Here is a 14,245-nt window from a genome sequence, read left to right as displayed (position 1 = left end):
TAAGGGTTATTCCGTGCGGCCCGGCAGCATCCGCACGAGGGTGTTATCCCGCACCCAATAATGGTGAAACAACCCCGCCAGCGCGTGCAGCCCGATCAGCCAGTAACCGGTGCTGCCAATCAGTTCATGCCAGTACTTCAGTTGTTTGGCGAAGTCCGGGTCGATGGCCACGGGTGCCGGGACGTGGAAGCCGAAGTACGGGAACGGTTTGTCGGCGGCGGCGAGCATCAGCCAGGCGAGGATCGGCGTGGCGATCATCAGGCCGTACAGCGCCAGGTGTGTCAGGTGCGCGATGCCGGTCTGCCACGCCGGTGGTTTGGGCGTGATCGGCGGGCGTGGGCTGAGGCGGCCGAGCAGGCGGAGCCAGACCAGAGCGAAGATGCTCGCGCCGAACAGGCCGTGGAAGCCCATCAGCAAGCCGCGTGCTTCGCTGCCCTTGGGCAGGTAGCCCTTGATTTCGACGCATGCGTAAACGCCGACAAACAGCGCCAGCATCAGCCAGTGTAGGGTGATTGAGAGTTTTCCATAACGGGTTACGGCGGTGTCGCGGGTCATAAGCTGCGCCTCGTGATAGTCGTGAGTGACGGCCGATTCGTTCGACCGCCTCGCTCCGGTTGTTGGGCGAACCGACGGCGTTACCCTGCCCGCCCAGTCTTAAGAGAGTCTGAAGACAGACCCTCACGTTAACCTTTTTTCACCTTCAGACTTCGTTAAGAAATGCCTCCGATACTCGCCTCAAACCTATTGAGGGAGGCGTTCTGCCCATGCCCGATTTTGACTGGAACATCGCCCTGCCCCTGCGCTTCGGTCAAGCCGAAACACCGCAGATGACACTGACCGGCGCGCTGCCCGACGACACTCTGCGAGCGACGTTTGAAAGCTTTATCCAGCAACGCTTTCGCAAGGCCCACGGCGCCGACATCCGCCATTTCATGCCCGAGCTGTTCGGCATGCACAACGGCGATGGCGAGTTGTGCGCCGTGGCCGGGGTGCGTCGCGCGCATCTGGAATCACTGTTCCTTGAGCGCTATCTGGATGAGCCGATCGAGCCGTTGATCAGCGCGGCGGCAGATCGCCCGGTCGAGCGCAGCGCCATCGTCGAAGTCGGCAACCTCGCCGCCAGCGACACCGGCAGTGCGCGCCTGAGCATCATCGCCATCACCTACCTGCTAGCCATGGGCGGCCTGGAATGGGTGACGTTCACCGGCAATATCGGCCTGGTCAACAGCTTCCATCGCCTGGGTTTGAAGCCAGTGACATTGTGCGCCGCTGACCCGGAACGATTGGGTGACGAGCGTCAACACTGGGGCAGTTATTACGAAAGCAAACCTTGGGTGCACGTCGGCAACATTCGCGCCGGGTTCGTCCATTTGCGCGATATCGGTCTGTTTGCCCGCCTGGGTTTGCCCGGTTCGATTGAAGGAGCCTGTCATGTCGCTTGAACTGCAACGCTTCCAGGAAACCCTGCGCGACCATGCCCGGCGCAATGACCACGCGACGGCCCTGTGGGGCGACACGCTGAAGCTCGATTACGCCACGCTGTACGCCGAGGTGTTGTATCGCCAGGAGCGTTTGCGCGACGAGCAGGCGCAGGTGATTGCGCTGGCGTTGGACAACGGCGTCGACGCGATGCTCTGGGATCTGGCCGTGCTGTTCGAAGGCCTGACCTGCGTGACGCTGCCGCCGTTTTTCAGTGCGGCGCAGCGCGCCCATTGTCTGCAACAGAGCCAGGCCGAACGGGTGATTGCCGAGCCGGAACTGGGTGCCGAACTGCTCGCGGCCGGCTATGAACAACGTGGCGAGTTCTGGTGCCGCGCGTTCAGTGGCCCCAGTCGTATGCCCGCCGGCACCGCGAAACTCACCTTCACCTCCGGCACCACCGGCACGCCGAAAGGTGTGTGCCTGAGCGCCGACAGCCTGCTGCGGGTTGCACGGGAGCTGGATCAGGCCAGCGAAGCCACCGGCCCGCAGCATCATCTGGCGCTGTTGCCGTTGGCGATTCTGCTGGAGAACCTCGGTTGCTATGCCGCGCTGTATGCCGGCGCCATGCTGAGTTTGCCGAGCCAGAAAACCCTCGGCATTCAGGGCGCTAGCGGCGTCGAGATTCCGCGTCTGCTCGGTTATCTGGCCAGCCGTGCGCCGGAGAGTCTGATCCTGGTGCCGCAGTTGCTGCTGTTGCTGGTCAGCGCCGCCGAACAAAAAGCCTTCGACCCGCAAACCCTAAACTTTGCCGCTGTCGGCGGTGCGCGGGTCTCGGAGGATCTGCTGCATCGCGCGCAACGGGTCGGGCTGCCGGTTTATGAAGGTTACGGCTTGTCCGAATGCGCCTCGGTGGTGTGCCTCAATCGCCCCGGCGCGCGCCGCCCCGGCAGCGTCGGCCGGCCGTTGCCGCATGTCGAAGTGCGCCTGGCCGAGGACGGCGAAGTGCTGATCAAGGGCTCGACGCTGCTCGGTTATCTGGGCGACGCGCCCTACGCCGAGGAATGGTGGCCGAGCGGCGATCTGGGCGAGTTCGACCCGGAAGGTTTTCTCTATCTCAAGGGCCGCAAGAAGCACCAGTTCGTCACCAGTTTCGGGCGCAACGTCAACCCGGAATGGGTCGAGTCCGAGCTGACCCAGCGCCGTCACATCGCTCAGGCGTTCGTTTACGGCGAGGCCTTGCCGCATAACCACGCCCTGCTCTGGCCACATCGTCCGGACTGCACCGATGCCGAACTGGCCGCTGCCGTCGCCGAAGCCAACGAGGCTTTGCCCGATTACGCCCAGGTGCATCAGTGGACGCGCTTGCCGCAACCCTTCACCGCCGCCAATGGCTTGCTCACCGCCAATGGCCGTCCGCGCCGCGACGCCATCGTCGCGCAGTACCACAACCAATTGACCGAATCCGCTGTTTCCGAGGAGTCCGCATCATGAGTTTTTTTGACACCCTGCAAGAAGCCACGCAACAGGAACGCCACGAACTGTTCAACCTGCCGATCATCGTCGATGCCCTGCAAGGCAAGGTCAGCCTCGACAGTTATCGGGCGTTTCTGGCGCAGGCGTATTACCACGTGCGCCACACCGTGCCGCTGATGATGGCTTGCGGTGCAAGTCTGCCGACGCGTCTGGAATGGCTGCGCAAAGCGGTGGCCGAGTACATCGAAGACGAATACGGCCACGAGCACTGGGTGCTCAACGACATCGCCGCGTGTGGCGGTGATCGTGACGCGGTGCGCGACGGTCAGCCGTCGTTGTCGATCGAGTTGATGGTCAGCTTCCTTTACGACCTGATCGCCCGGGGCAATCCGGTCGGTCTGTTCGGCATGGTCAACGTGCTCGAAGGCACCAGCATCGCTTTGGCTACCCACGCGGCGGGCAGCATTCGCGAGCGTCTGGCGTTGCCGGAAACGGCGTTCAGTTACCTGAGCTCCCACGGTTCGCTCGATATCGAGCACATGCAAACCTACCGGCGCCTGATGAATCAACTCGAAGATCCTGCCGATCAAGCCGCCGTGATCCATGCCTCGAAAGTCGTCTATCGCCTGTACACCGACATGTTCCGTGGCTTGCCGCGTGACGCGGAGGCTCAACATGCAGCTGCGTGATGCAAGGGTGGTGCTGACCGGTGCCAGTGGCGGCATCGGCCTGGCCATCGCCGAAACCTTGTGCGCCGCCGGTGCCCATGTGCTCGCGGTGGCGCGGCATCAGGAGGCATTGGCGCCGTTGCTCAAGCACTACCCCGACTCGTTGTGCTGGGTCGCGGCCGACCTGACCTTCCTCAGCGACCGGCGCAAAGTGCTGGTCGCCGCCGAAGCCATCGGTGGTATCAACCTGCTGATCAACGCCGCCGGGGTCAATCACTTCGCCATGCTCGAACAGCTCGATGACAGCGACATCAATGCGATGCTGGCGGTGAACATCAGTGCGCCGATATGCCTGACCAAACTGCTGTTGCCGCTGCTCAAGCAGGCCGACAGCGCGATGGTGGTCAACGTCGGCTCGACCTACGGCTCGATCGGCTACCCGGGTTACGCCAGTTACTGCGCGAGCAAATTCGCTTTGCGCGGATTTTCCGAGGCGCTGCGCCGGGAGCTCGCTGACACCCGCGTCAGCGTGCTGTACGTCGCGCCGCGAGCCACGCGCACCTCGATGAACAGCGCCGCCGCACAAGCGTTGAACGACGCACTCAAGGCCAACGTCGACGATCCGCAAACCGTGGCCTCGGCGGTGATCCACGCGATTGCCGGTGATCGTCGCGACCTCTACCTGGGCTGGCCGGAACGCTTCTTCGTCCGCCTGAACAATCTGCTCCCGCATCTGGTCGATCGAGGCCTGCGCAAGCAGTTGCCGCTGATCCGCCGCCTCAGTGAACAACCTGACAACGAGTCGCCAAAGCCATGAAAAAACTATCCGCATGCCTGTTGCTCGCCGCCCTGAGTCAAAGCGTCTGGGCGCTGGAACCGGCCGACCAGCAACGCCTCGAGGGCATCCAGCAGAGTTGGGCGCACATTCAATATGAAGTGGCGGAAAAACAGCGCGCCGCCGCGTTCGAGCAATTGGCCCGCGAGGCCAACACGTTCACCACGCAACGCCCGGCGGTGGCCGAAGCGTGGATCTGGAAAGGCATCGTCACCAGCAGTTGGGCCGGTGCCGAGGGCGGTCTCGGTGCCTTGGGCAAAGCCAAGGACGCCAAGGCCGATCTGGAAAAATCCCTGACCCTCGACCCCAAAGCCCTGCAAGGCTCGGCTTACACCAGCCTCGCCGCACTGTATGACCGCGTGCCCGGCTGGCCCATCGGTTTCGGCGACAGCGACAAGGCCGAGCAACTGCTCAAGCAAGCCTTGCAACTCAACCCCAACGGCATCGACAGCCTGTACTTCTGGGGCGATCACCTCTACCGTCAGAAGCGCTACGCTGAAGCCAAAGCTGCACTGCTCAAAGCTCAGCAAGCCGCGCCGCGCCCGGGCCGGGAAAGTGCCGATGCCGGGCGCCGCAAAGAGATCGCCGCCCTGCTGGTGGACGTGAACAAGAAACTCGACTGACAGGAGTCCGCGTGCGTTTATTACTGGTTGAGGATGACGTCGCGCTGGGTGAAGGCATTCATCAGGCGCTGGGCCGCGAGGGTTACACCGTCGACTGGCTCAAGGACGGCAGCAGCGCGTTGCACGCGCTGCTCAGCGAAACCTTCGATGTCGCCGTGCTGGACCTCGGTCTGCCGCGCATGGACGGCCTGCAAGTGCTGCGCCGCCTGCGCGACAGCGGTTCGAATCTGCCGGTGCTGATTCTGACCGCTCGCGACGCTACTGAAGATCGCATCGCCGGGCTCGACGCCGGGGCCGACGACTACCTGATCAAACCGTTCGACCTGGATGAGCTCAAGGCACGCTTGCGCGCCTTGTTGCGGCGCAGTGCCGGGCGCGCCCAGGCGTTGATCGAGCATGCCGGCATCAGCCTTAACCCCGGCACCCAGCAAGTCAGCTATCAGGGCCAGCCTGTGGCCCTGACGCCCAAGGAATATCAGTTGCTGCACGAACTGCTATCGCCGCCGGGCCGAGTGATGACCCGCGATCAACTGATGCAGCTGCTTTACGGCTGGAACGAAGAAGCCGAAAGCAACACCCTCGAAGTGCACATCCATCACCTGCGCAAGAAGTTTTCCACCGACCTGATCCGCACCATCCGTGGTGTCGGTTATCTGGTGGAGGAGCGTCGATGACCTCGATCCGCCGCCGCACGCTGACCTTGATCATCGGCCTGTTGCTGGCCGGCCTCGCGGTGCTCAGCACCTTCAACCTGCACGACAGCAACCACGAAATCGCCGAAGTCTACGACGCGCAATTGGCGCAGAACGCGCGCCTGCTGCAAGGCGTGATGCGCATGCCCTTGGCCAGCAAACAGCACGCCGAACTGTACCAGGCGTTCAACTCGGCGCTGGGCGAAGCGGCGCCGCGCGGCGAGGGTCATCCGTACGAACGCAAAATCGCTTTTCAGGTGTGGAATCCTGCCGGTGATGTGTTGGTGCACACCGCCAGCGCCCCGTCCTTCAGGGCGCCGCCGACTCAGCCCGGCTTCAGCGATGTGGTGGATCTGAACAATCGGCACTGGCGCGCCTTTCTCCTTGAAGACAAACAGAACGGCCTGCGCATCTGGGTCGGTGAGCGTGACGATGTGCGCGCCGATCTGGTCGACCGCATCGTCCGCCACACCCTGTGGCCGAATGTGGTCGGCAGCTTGCTGCTCGCAGCGATGGTCTGGCTGGCCATCGGCTGGGGCCTCAAGCCCTTGGCGAACATGGCCGAGACCTTGCGCGGCCGCCACAGCGGTTCGCTGGAGCCGTTGCAACTGGCGCCGCTGCCCAGTGAGCTGGAGCCGATGCAGGCGGCGCTCAACCGCATGCTCGCGCAGATCCAGGAAGTGCTTGGCCGCGAGCGGCGCTTTATCGCCGATGCCGCCCACGAAATGCGCACGCCGCTGGCGGTGCTGCGGGTGCATGCGCAGAATCTGCAGGAGGCTGGCACCGAACAGGAGCGCCGCGAATCGCTGGCGTTTCTGATCGCCGGGGTCGACCGCACCAGTCGCTTGGTCAACCAGTTGCTGACCATGGCGCGCCTGGAGCCGAAACCCAATCCACCGCCGCTGCAACCCATCGACCTCAGTGAAACAGTGCGCAATAGCCTGGTGCAACTGACGCCATGGTTGCTAAGCAAACAGCTGGAACTGGCCTTTGAAGACAGCACCCAGCCGTTCAACATCATGGCCAGCGCCGGCACGATCGACATTGCCCTGAACAACCTGATCACCAACGCTGCGAACTTCTCCCCCGAACACGGAGTGATCACCGTACTGCTCAGCCAGTCCGAGGGGTTTTATCACTTGAGCGTCGAAGATCAGGGGCCGGGCATTGATGAAGCGGACCGGGCACGCTTGTTCGAACGCTTCTACAGTCGCGGCAATGCCCAGGGGGCGGGGCTGGGACTGACCATCGTCAACACCATCGCCACACAGTTGGGCGGACGGATCACTTTGGTCAACCGCGCTGAGGGCGGCCTGCGCGCGACGTTGTCGATTCCCGACGGGCAACCGCGCACCGCTGGGCAACGCAGCACCCGCGAGCCGCCGCAGAGTTGAGTCCGCCCTCCCTTGTCGAGGGACAACCTCAAATCGAACGCTGATTCACCCGCGCCATCAGTTGCTCGGCGCTTTCCTTGCGCTCGGAGTAACGATCAACCAGATGCGCCTGTCGATCGCGCAGCAGCACGGTGAACTTCACCAGCTCTTCCATCACATCCACCACACGATCATAGAACGGCGACGATTTCATCCGCCCGACATCGTCGAACTCCATGTAGGCCTTCGGCACCGAGGATTGATTGGGGATGGTGAACATGCGCATCCAGCGGCCCAACACGCGCAACTGGTTGACCACGTTGAACGACTGCGAACCGCCGCAGACTTGCATCACGGCCAGGGTTTTGCCCTGGGTCGGGCGTACCGCGCCGAGTTCCAGCGGGATCCAGTCGATCTGCGCCTTGAACACGGCAGACATGGCGCCATGACGTTCGGGTGAACACCAGACCTGGCCTTCCGACCACAGCACCAGATCACGCAGTTCCTGCACCTTGGGATGGTCGACCGGAGCGTCGTCGGGCAGCGGCAGGCCGGACGGATTGAAGATCCGCGTTTCGGCGCCAAAGTGTTCGAGCAGGCGCGCGGCCTCCTCCACCAGTAAACGGCTGAAGGAACGTTCGCGGGTCGAGCCGTAGAGCAGCAGGATGCGTGGTTTGTGTTCGCCCGCTTGCGACGGTTTGGCGTTATCGAACAGATTGAGATCGAGGTTGGGCAGTTCGGACATAAATCCTCCTTAACGCGTGCCGATGCGGTCGAGCGCGATTTTCAGTTCATCGCGGCTGAGGGTTTCAAAGGGCAGATCGAGGAAGGCCTGGCAGCGCTGGCCGATGCGCGTCAATGTCGCGCGAAAGGCCGCCTCAATCATCGTGTCGTCACCTTTAACATCGGACGGATCTTCCAGCCCCCAGTGGGATTTCAACGCCGGGCCGAAATACACCGGGCAGGCCTCGCCAGCGGCTTTGTCGCACACGGTGATGACGATGTCCGGCGGGTTGCTTTCAAAAGCGTCGTTGCCTTTGCTGTGCAAGCCATCAATGGCGATGCCATGCTTTTGCAGGGTCAACAGGCTGCGCGGCAAGACTTGGCCTTTGGGAAAACTGCCGGCACTCACCGCTTCAAACCCGGCAGGTGCCAAGTGATTGAACATGGCTTCAGAGAGGATGCTACGGCAACTGTTGGCCGTGCACATAAACAGAACTCGCATGGTTTTCTCCTTAGCAGCAGGCGGTTTCACGGACAGGACGGCCATCCATATTTTGCAGACGGGCAGTGTTGTCTTTGAGCCAATCGGCGTTGGCCTTTGACGTCACTTGCAGAATCTCACGCACCCACGCCGGCAGCTCCGGATTGAGCCGGTAATAGACCCACTGGCCCTGACGGCGATCAAGCAGCAAACCATTGCTGCGCAGTTGCGCGAGGTGGCGGCTGATTTTCGGCTGGCTGTCGCCGAGTGCGCACATCAACTCGCAGACGCAGAGTTCACCTTGATCGGTGATGAGCAGCATGGCGCGGACGCGGGTTTCGTCGGCGAGGCTCTTGAAGACTTCGGTGGGGGTGATCATGAAACGGACCCAACACATACGGAAATTCGAATATACGGATATCCATATATAAATCAACCCAACAAATGCCCTCGGCCAAAGAACCCTGCGGGAGCGCCTGTCGTCACCCTCCGCCAGACAGTGCCAACCTGCGAAGGGAGCGTCAGATCTATATCGCCGGCGCGATGATCTCTACTTTGACCTTGTCCGGATCCTCACAGTAGAGGGCGTAGTGCTCCGGGCCGCCGGCGTACGGATAGGCGCTCTCGTAGAGAAGACGAAAACCGGACGTTCGCAGCCAACCCGCCATTTCATCCACTTGCGCCTGCGAACCCGCCTGGAACGCCAGATGATTCAAACCCACCCCCCGGCGATTAAAGCCCTGTTGCAGATCGCTTGCCTGAACGAACACCAGGTAGGTGCCGTTGAAAATAAAGCTGCGCCCGGCATGCCAGTTTTGATGCTGCGCATAACCCAGCATCAAGAGAAGCGGCTGCCAAAAGCGCAGCGAGACTTCCAGCGATGAGACGTTGATTTCAACGTGATGAAGCATGCCGGTTTTAGGTTTACTGCCCAGATCGCTATTGGTCATCGGCGGCATTTCCTAGGGTTGCGCCAAAGGTTTTCAACAGCGAATGACGACTCCACGGGCCGCAGTACTCAGGCACATGCGCGATCAATCTATATCCGCAGCGGATGTACCACCGGGCGACGTTGTCATCCAGCGTTTCGATCAAGGCATCCACGCACGCCCTTTCAACCGCTAACGCCTCAAGCTTGTGCAACGCCTCAGTACCCAGCCCGGTTCCGCGCCATTGCGCGTCGATCCACAGGTAATTGACAAACAGACGCCTGAATTCGGTTCTACCGGTAGCGCCGCCGATCAGTGTTCCCTCCTCCATCAGCGCACAGGCGATGGCTTCAGCTTGCCCGCCGCGCGCCTCAGACAAGGCTCGGCCATGCCGCAAGACGCCGTCACTGATGGCCTTCAAGGTGTCCGCTTTGATGTCGCGAACGCTAAGCCATTCCCTCATTGCTGCTCTCCATTGCCAAAGGCTTTGGCGCAGTTCAAGCAAAAGCGGCGCCAACAGCAGCACAGCCAAAGAGGATTAACGGATGCCGGCCTGCGATCTACCCAGCAACAACCCCTGCTCCGCCTCACACAACCCCACCACATAATCCCAGACCACCCGCAGCCGCACCGACTTGTGCAACTCGCGCCGCGTGCTGATCCAGTAACTACGCTCGATGCTTTCATCCGCCAGCAACGGCACCAGATCGGCATCCGACTCGGCCATGTAGCAAGGCAACACCGCAATCCCCAATCCCGACCGCGCGGCTTCCTGCTGGGCAATAACGCTGGTGCTGTGAAACACCACCCGAGGGCTGCGACAGAAACTGTTGAGGAACATCAGTTCCTGACTGAAGAGCAAATCATCGACATAACCGATCCACGCATGTCGCCCGAGGTCTTCGCGGCTTTGCAGGGGCGGTGCCTTATCGAGATAGCGTTGGCTGGCGTATAACGCGAGTCGATAGTCCGTGAGTTTGCGCGTCACCAGCATGTCTGCCGCCGGGCGCTCCAGATGGATGCTGATTTCCGCCTCACGGTTGAGGATGCTGACAAAGCGCGGCACCGCGACCAGTTCCACTTCCAGTCCCGGATACCGTTCGAACAGGCCGATCATGCGGCTGGCGAGAAACTTGATCCCGAGCCCTTCCGTCACCCCTACGCGGATTTTGCCCAACGGTGCTGTCGACTGGGTGATTTCCTCCTGCGCCAACAACGCAACATTTTCCATCGCCTCGGCATGCTTGAGCAGCGCCTCCCCCGCCGGGGTCATCTCATAGCCTTGCGCGTGCTGAACAAACAATGCAGTGCCGAGGCTTTTTTCGATGGCTTCGATGTGGCGGGCGACGGTGGCGTGCGTGGTGTTCAGACGGCGGGCGGCCGTGAGCAGGCGGCCGCTGCGTTGCAGTTCGAGAAAAAACCGCAGGTCGTTCCAGTCGAACATGCTGTGTCCTTGTCGGCTATCGTCTAGTGAGGCTGTTCAAAAACGCACAGCGGCTGCGCAAAAACTAACATTCTTTTAACGAAAGCTAACAACTAGAGTGTCCGACAATAAAAACAAAAAGCGAGGTCAGGGAATGCAGACTTCCCTCGATGAATACGACTACATCGTGGTCGGCGCCGGCCCTGCCGGGTGCTTGCTGGCCAATCGGCTGTCGGCGGACCCGCAGCAGCGTGTGCTGTTGCTGGAAGCCGGCGGGCGCGACAACTATGCGTGGATTCACATTCCTGTCGGTTACCTGTTCTGCATCGGTAACCCGCGCACCGACTGGTGCTTCAAGACCGAAGAACAACCGGGCCTCAACGGTCGCGCGCTGAGTTATCCGCGCGGCAAAGTGCTCGGCGGCTGTTCTTCCATCAACGGCATGATCTACATGCGTGGTCAGGCCAACGACTATGATGGCTGGGCCGCCGAGGGCAATCCGGGCTGGGCCTGGAACGATGTGCTGCCGCTGTTCAAACAGAGCGAAAACCATTTTGCCGGTGCGGCTGAATTTCACGGCGCCAAGGGTGAATGGCGGGTGGAACAGCAGCGGCTGTCGTGGCCGATTCTGGACGCGTTTCGCAGCGCTACCGAGCAGAGCGGTATTGCCAGCATCGATGATTTCAATCAGGGCGATAACGAGGGTTGCGGCTACTTTCAGGTCAATCAGAAGGCCGGCGTGCGCTGGAATGCGGCGAAGGCCTTTTTGAAACCGCTGCGCAACCGGGCGAATCTGACGGTGCTGACCGGGGTTGAAGTCGATCGGGTTCTGCTGGAAAACGGTCGCGCGTCCAAAGTCAGTGCGCGTCATGAAGGCCAGAGCAAACAGTTCAAGGCGCGCAAGGAGATCATTTTGTGCGCCGGTTCGGTCGGTTCGCCAAGCATTTTGCAACGCTCCGGGATCGGTCCTCGGCCACTGCTGGAACGCCTCGGTATCGGTGTGATTCACGAGTTGCCGGGCGTCGGCGGCAATCTGCAGGATCACCTGCAGTTACGCCTGATCTACCAACTGGAAAATGCGCGCACGCTGAACCAGATCGCTGGCAGCGTGTGGGGCAAGATGGGCATGGGCCTGCGTTACCTTTATGACCGCAGCGGGCCGCTGTCAATGGCGCCAAGTCAGCTGGGCGCGTTTGCGCGTTCAGGGCCGGAGCAGACCTCGGCGAATCTTGAGTACCACGTGCAGCCGCTGTCGCTGGAGCGTTTTGGCGAGCCGTTGCACAGTTTCCCGGCGTTCACCGCGTCGGTTTGCGATCTGCGTCCGCAGAGTCGTGGACGCATTGATATTCGTTCGGCGGATCCACAGGAGGCGCCGTTGATTCAGCCCAACTATCTCAGTCATCCGGAAGATTTGCGCGTGGCAGCGGACGCAATCCGCCTGACCCGACGCATCGTCAGCGCCCCTGCCCTGCAAGCGTTCAAACCGGTCGAGTATCTGCCCGGCGCCAACCTGCAAAGCGAAGAAGAGTTGCAGCAAGCGGCGGCGAAGATCGGCACGACGATTTTCCACCCGGTCGGCACCTGTCGCATGGGCAACGACGCTGAGGCGGTGGTCGACGCACAGCTGCGTGTACACGGCGTGCCCGGCTTGCGCATCGCCGACGCCTCGATCATGCCGCGCATCACCTCGGGCAATACGTGTTCGCCTACGCTGATGATTGCCGAGAAGGCTGCTCAACTCATTCTCAATTCCAAAGCTGTAAACACCGTACCTGTAGGAGTGAGCCTGCTCGCGATGACGGAATAACATTCGACATCTGTGTTGACTGATACACCGCCATCGCGAGCAGGCTCACTCCTACAGGGGATATGCGTTTGATTCATGGACATCGAGCACCAGTGGAACAACAAAAACAATCACTGTGAGGGATACCGATATGTCAGAACACGTTCAGCCGCTGGACGCCGTGCGCAGCGCGGAGACCAGCCCGGATACACGCAAAGTCATCTTCGCGTCCTCACTGGGGACGGTGTTCGAGTGGTATGACTTCTTCCTCTACGGCGCCCTCGCGGCAGTGATCAGCAAGCAGTTTTTCGCCGGAGTCAACGACACCACGGCGTTCATCTTTGCGCTGATGGCCTTCGCCGCAGGCTTTATCGTGCGGCCGTTCGGGGCGCTGGTGTTCGGTCGGTTGGGGGACATGATCGGGCGCAAATACACCTTCCTCGCGACGATCATTTTGATGGGCGTGGCGACGTTCTGCGTCGGTCTGCTGCCGACCTACGCCAGCATCGGCATCGCCGCGCCAATCATTCTGGTGGTGCTGCGCATGCTTCAGGGGCTGGCGCTCGGCGGTGAATACGGCGGCGCTGCGACCTACGTTGCCGAGCACGCGCCGATTGGCAAACGCGGCTTCCACACCAGCTGGATTCAGTCCACCGCCACCCTCGGCCTGCTGCTGTCGCTGCTGGTGGTACTCGGTTGCCGCTACTTCACCGGCGATCAGTTTGAAGTCTGGGGATGGCGCATTCCGTTCCTGCTGTCGATCGTGCTGCTGGGCATTTCCACCTGGATTCGCTTGAGCCTGCACGAGTCGCCGGCGTACCTGAAAATGAAAGAGGAAGGCAAAACCTCAAAAGCGCCGATCCGCGAATCCTTCGGCAAATGGGAAAACCTCAAAGTCGTGCTGATCGCCCTGTTCAGCATCAACGCCGGGCAAGCGGTGACCTTCTACGCGGCGCAGTTCTACGTGCTGTTCTTCCTCACCCAGTTCCTGAAAATGGACCCGGCGGTGGCCAACACCTTGCTGATCATCAGCGTGGTGATCGGCGCGCCGTTCTTCATCATCTTCGGCTGGCTGTCGGACAAGGTCGGGCGCAAACCCGTGCTGATGCTCGGCTTGCTGCTGGCCACGGCGCTGTACTTCCCGATCTTCAAATCGCTGGCGCACTATGCGAATCCGGCGATTGATCAGGCCAGCCGCCAGGCACCGATCACCGTGCTGGCGGATCCGGCGACCTGCACCTTCCAGTTCGATCCGGTCGGCAAAGCCAAATTCGACAGCCCGTGCGACAAGGCCAAAACCTTTCTGGTCAAGCAAGGCCTGCCCTACTCCAGCGCCGCTGCGCCTGCCGGCAGCGCGGTGCAAATCAGCGTCGGTGACGTCAAACTCGACGGCTTCGATGAGGCGGCATTACGCGGCGCAATCACCCTCGCCGGCTACCCGCAACAGGCGGATGCGCAGCAGATCAACAAGCCGATGATCGTTGCGCTGATCGTCGCGCTGATCATCATCTCGGCCATGTGTTACGGGCCTCTTGCGGCGCTGATGGTGGAGCTGTTCCCGACGCGGATTCGCTACACCTCGATGTCGCTGCCGTATCACATTGGTAACGGCTGGTTTGGCGGATTCCTGCCGACGGTGTCGTTCGCGCTGGTGGTGTACACCGGGGACATCTTTTACGGGCTGTGGTATCCAGTGCTGATTACCGGGGTGAGCCTGGTGGTGGGGATGATCTGTTTGCGTGAGACGAAGAATATCGATCTCGACAAGAACTGACACTCAACCAGACAAATATCGGCGAGGGCTTTTACCCTCGCCG

At 61.4% G+C, this 14,245-nt stretch carries 16 protein-coding genes; 9 read left to right on the top strand and 7 right to left on the bottom strand.

Annotated features, from left to right (window positions below):
* Positions 1–6 precede the first annotated feature (6 nt).
* On the bottom strand, positions 7–555 hold the full coding sequence (locus ACIPIZ_RS05895; RefSeq protein WP_095111530.1) for a cytochrome b: 549 nt from the start codon (positions 553–555) through the stop codon (positions 7–9).
* Positions 556–764: 209 nt separating this feature from the next.
* Here ACIPIZ_RS05895 and ACIPIZ_RS05890 point away from each other — a divergent pair, with 209 nt between their 5' ends.
* Genes ACIPIZ_RS05890 through ACIPIZ_RS05860 form a run of 7 tightly spaced genes read left to right on the top strand, consistent with a single transcriptional unit; the run spans position 765 to position 7,107 of the window.
* On the top strand, positions 765–1,442 hold the full coding sequence (locus ACIPIZ_RS05890) for a thermostable hemolysin (RefSeq protein WP_150647292.1): 678 nt from the start codon (positions 765–767) through the stop codon (positions 1,440–1,442).
* Positions 1,432–2,913 carry an AMP-binding protein gene (locus ACIPIZ_RS05885; RefSeq protein ID WP_401164520.1) on the top strand — a complete coding sequence of 494 codons (1,482 nt, stop codon included), beginning with the start codon at positions 1,432–1,434 and terminating at the stop codon, positions 2,911–2,913. Before ACIPIZ_RS05890 ends, ACIPIZ_RS05885 begins: the two co-directional genes overlap by 11 nt.
* Positions 2,910–3,584: a TenA family transcriptional regulator gene (locus ACIPIZ_RS05880; protein ID WP_150647290.1), complete on the top strand. Its 675-nt coding sequence runs from the start codon at positions 2,910–2,912 to the stop codon at positions 3,582–3,584. Before ACIPIZ_RS05885 ends, ACIPIZ_RS05880 begins: the two co-directional genes overlap by 4 nt.
* Positions 3,571–4,380: an SDR family oxidoreductase gene (locus ACIPIZ_RS05875; RefSeq protein WP_150647289.1), complete on the top strand. Its 810-nt coding sequence runs from the start codon at positions 3,571–3,573 to the stop codon at positions 4,378–4,380. Before ACIPIZ_RS05880 ends, ACIPIZ_RS05875 begins: the two co-directional genes overlap by 14 nt.
* Positions 4,377–5,021 (top strand): tetratricopeptide repeat protein, encoded by a 645-nt coding sequence (locus ACIPIZ_RS05870; RefSeq protein WP_150647288.1) that lies wholly within the window; start codon positions 4,377–4,379, stop codon positions 5,019–5,021. Before ACIPIZ_RS05875 ends, ACIPIZ_RS05870 begins: the two co-directional genes overlap by 4 nt.
* Positions 5,022–5,032: 11 nt before the next feature.
* On the top strand, positions 5,033–5,695 hold the full coding sequence (locus tag ACIPIZ_RS05865; protein WP_007910671.1) for a response regulator: 663 nt from the start codon (positions 5,033–5,035) through the stop codon (positions 5,693–5,695).
* The gene (locus ACIPIZ_RS05860) at positions 5,692–7,107 is read left to right on the top strand and encodes an ATP-binding protein (protein WP_150647287.1); all 1,416 of its coding nucleotides are present in this window, start codon (positions 5,692–5,694) and stop codon (positions 7,105–7,107) included. Before ACIPIZ_RS05865 ends, ACIPIZ_RS05860 begins: the two co-directional genes overlap by 4 nt.
* Positions 7,108–7,135: 28 nt before the next feature.
* Here the strand turns inward: ACIPIZ_RS05860 and arsH are convergent, their stop codons facing one another.
* From arsH to ACIPIZ_RS05830, 6 genes are all read right to left on the bottom strand, one after another.
* The gene (arsH, locus tag ACIPIZ_RS05855; RefSeq protein WP_150647286.1) at positions 7,136–7,831 is read right to left on the bottom strand and encodes an arsenical resistance protein ArsH; all 696 of its coding nucleotides are present in this window, start codon (positions 7,829–7,831) and stop codon (positions 7,136–7,138) included.
* 9 nt (positions 7,832–7,840) lie between these two features.
* Positions 7,841–8,311, bottom strand: coding sequence for an arsenate reductase ArsC (locus ACIPIZ_RS05850; RefSeq protein ID WP_401164516.1), 471 nt, complete (start codon positions 8,309–8,311; stop codon positions 7,841–7,843).
* 10 nt (positions 8,312–8,321) lie between these two features.
* Positions 8,322–8,669, bottom strand: coding sequence for a metalloregulator ArsR/SmtB family transcription factor (locus tag ACIPIZ_RS05845; protein WP_150647284.1), 348 nt, complete (start codon positions 8,667–8,669; stop codon positions 8,322–8,324).
* Positions 8,670–8,817: 148 nt separating this feature from the next.
* Entirely contained in the window at positions 8,818–9,240 is a 423-nt protein-coding gene (locus tag ACIPIZ_RS05840) for a VOC family protein (RefSeq protein WP_401164513.1), read from the bottom strand.
* The gene (locus tag ACIPIZ_RS05835; protein WP_150647283.1) at positions 9,230–9,682 is read right to left on the bottom strand and encodes a GNAT family N-acetyltransferase; all 453 of its coding nucleotides are present in this window, start codon (positions 9,680–9,682) and stop codon (positions 9,230–9,232) included. Before ACIPIZ_RS05835 ends, ACIPIZ_RS05840 begins: the two co-directional genes overlap by 11 nt.
* Before the next feature lie 75 nt (positions 9,683–9,757).
* On the bottom strand, positions 9,758–10,663 hold the full coding sequence (locus ACIPIZ_RS05830) for a LysR family transcriptional regulator (RefSeq protein ID WP_401164511.1): 906 nt from the start codon (positions 10,661–10,663) through the stop codon (positions 9,758–9,760).
* A gap of 133 nt (positions 10,664–10,796) precedes the next feature.
* On the opposite strand from ACIPIZ_RS05830, the gene ACIPIZ_RS05825 reads away from it, so the two are divergent.
* Positions 10,797–12,449 (top strand): GMC family oxidoreductase, encoded by a 1,653-nt coding sequence (locus ACIPIZ_RS05825; protein WP_401164510.1) that lies wholly within the window; start codon positions 10,797–10,799, stop codon positions 12,447–12,449.
* Between the two features lie 130 nt (positions 12,450–12,579).
* Complete coding sequence (locus ACIPIZ_RS05820) at positions 12,580–14,202, top strand: MFS transporter (RefSeq protein ID WP_064389360.1); 1,623 nt, start codon at positions 12,580–12,582, stop codon at positions 14,200–14,202.
* Positions 14,203–14,245 lie beyond the last annotated feature (43 nt).

The organism is Pseudomonas sp. NPDC087690, from assembly GCF_044743175.1.
Classification (GTDB): Bacteria; Pseudomonadota; Gammaproteobacteria; order Pseudomonadales; family Pseudomonadaceae; genus Aquipseudomonas.
This window is presented reverse-complemented; position numbering and strand designations above follow the sequence as displayed.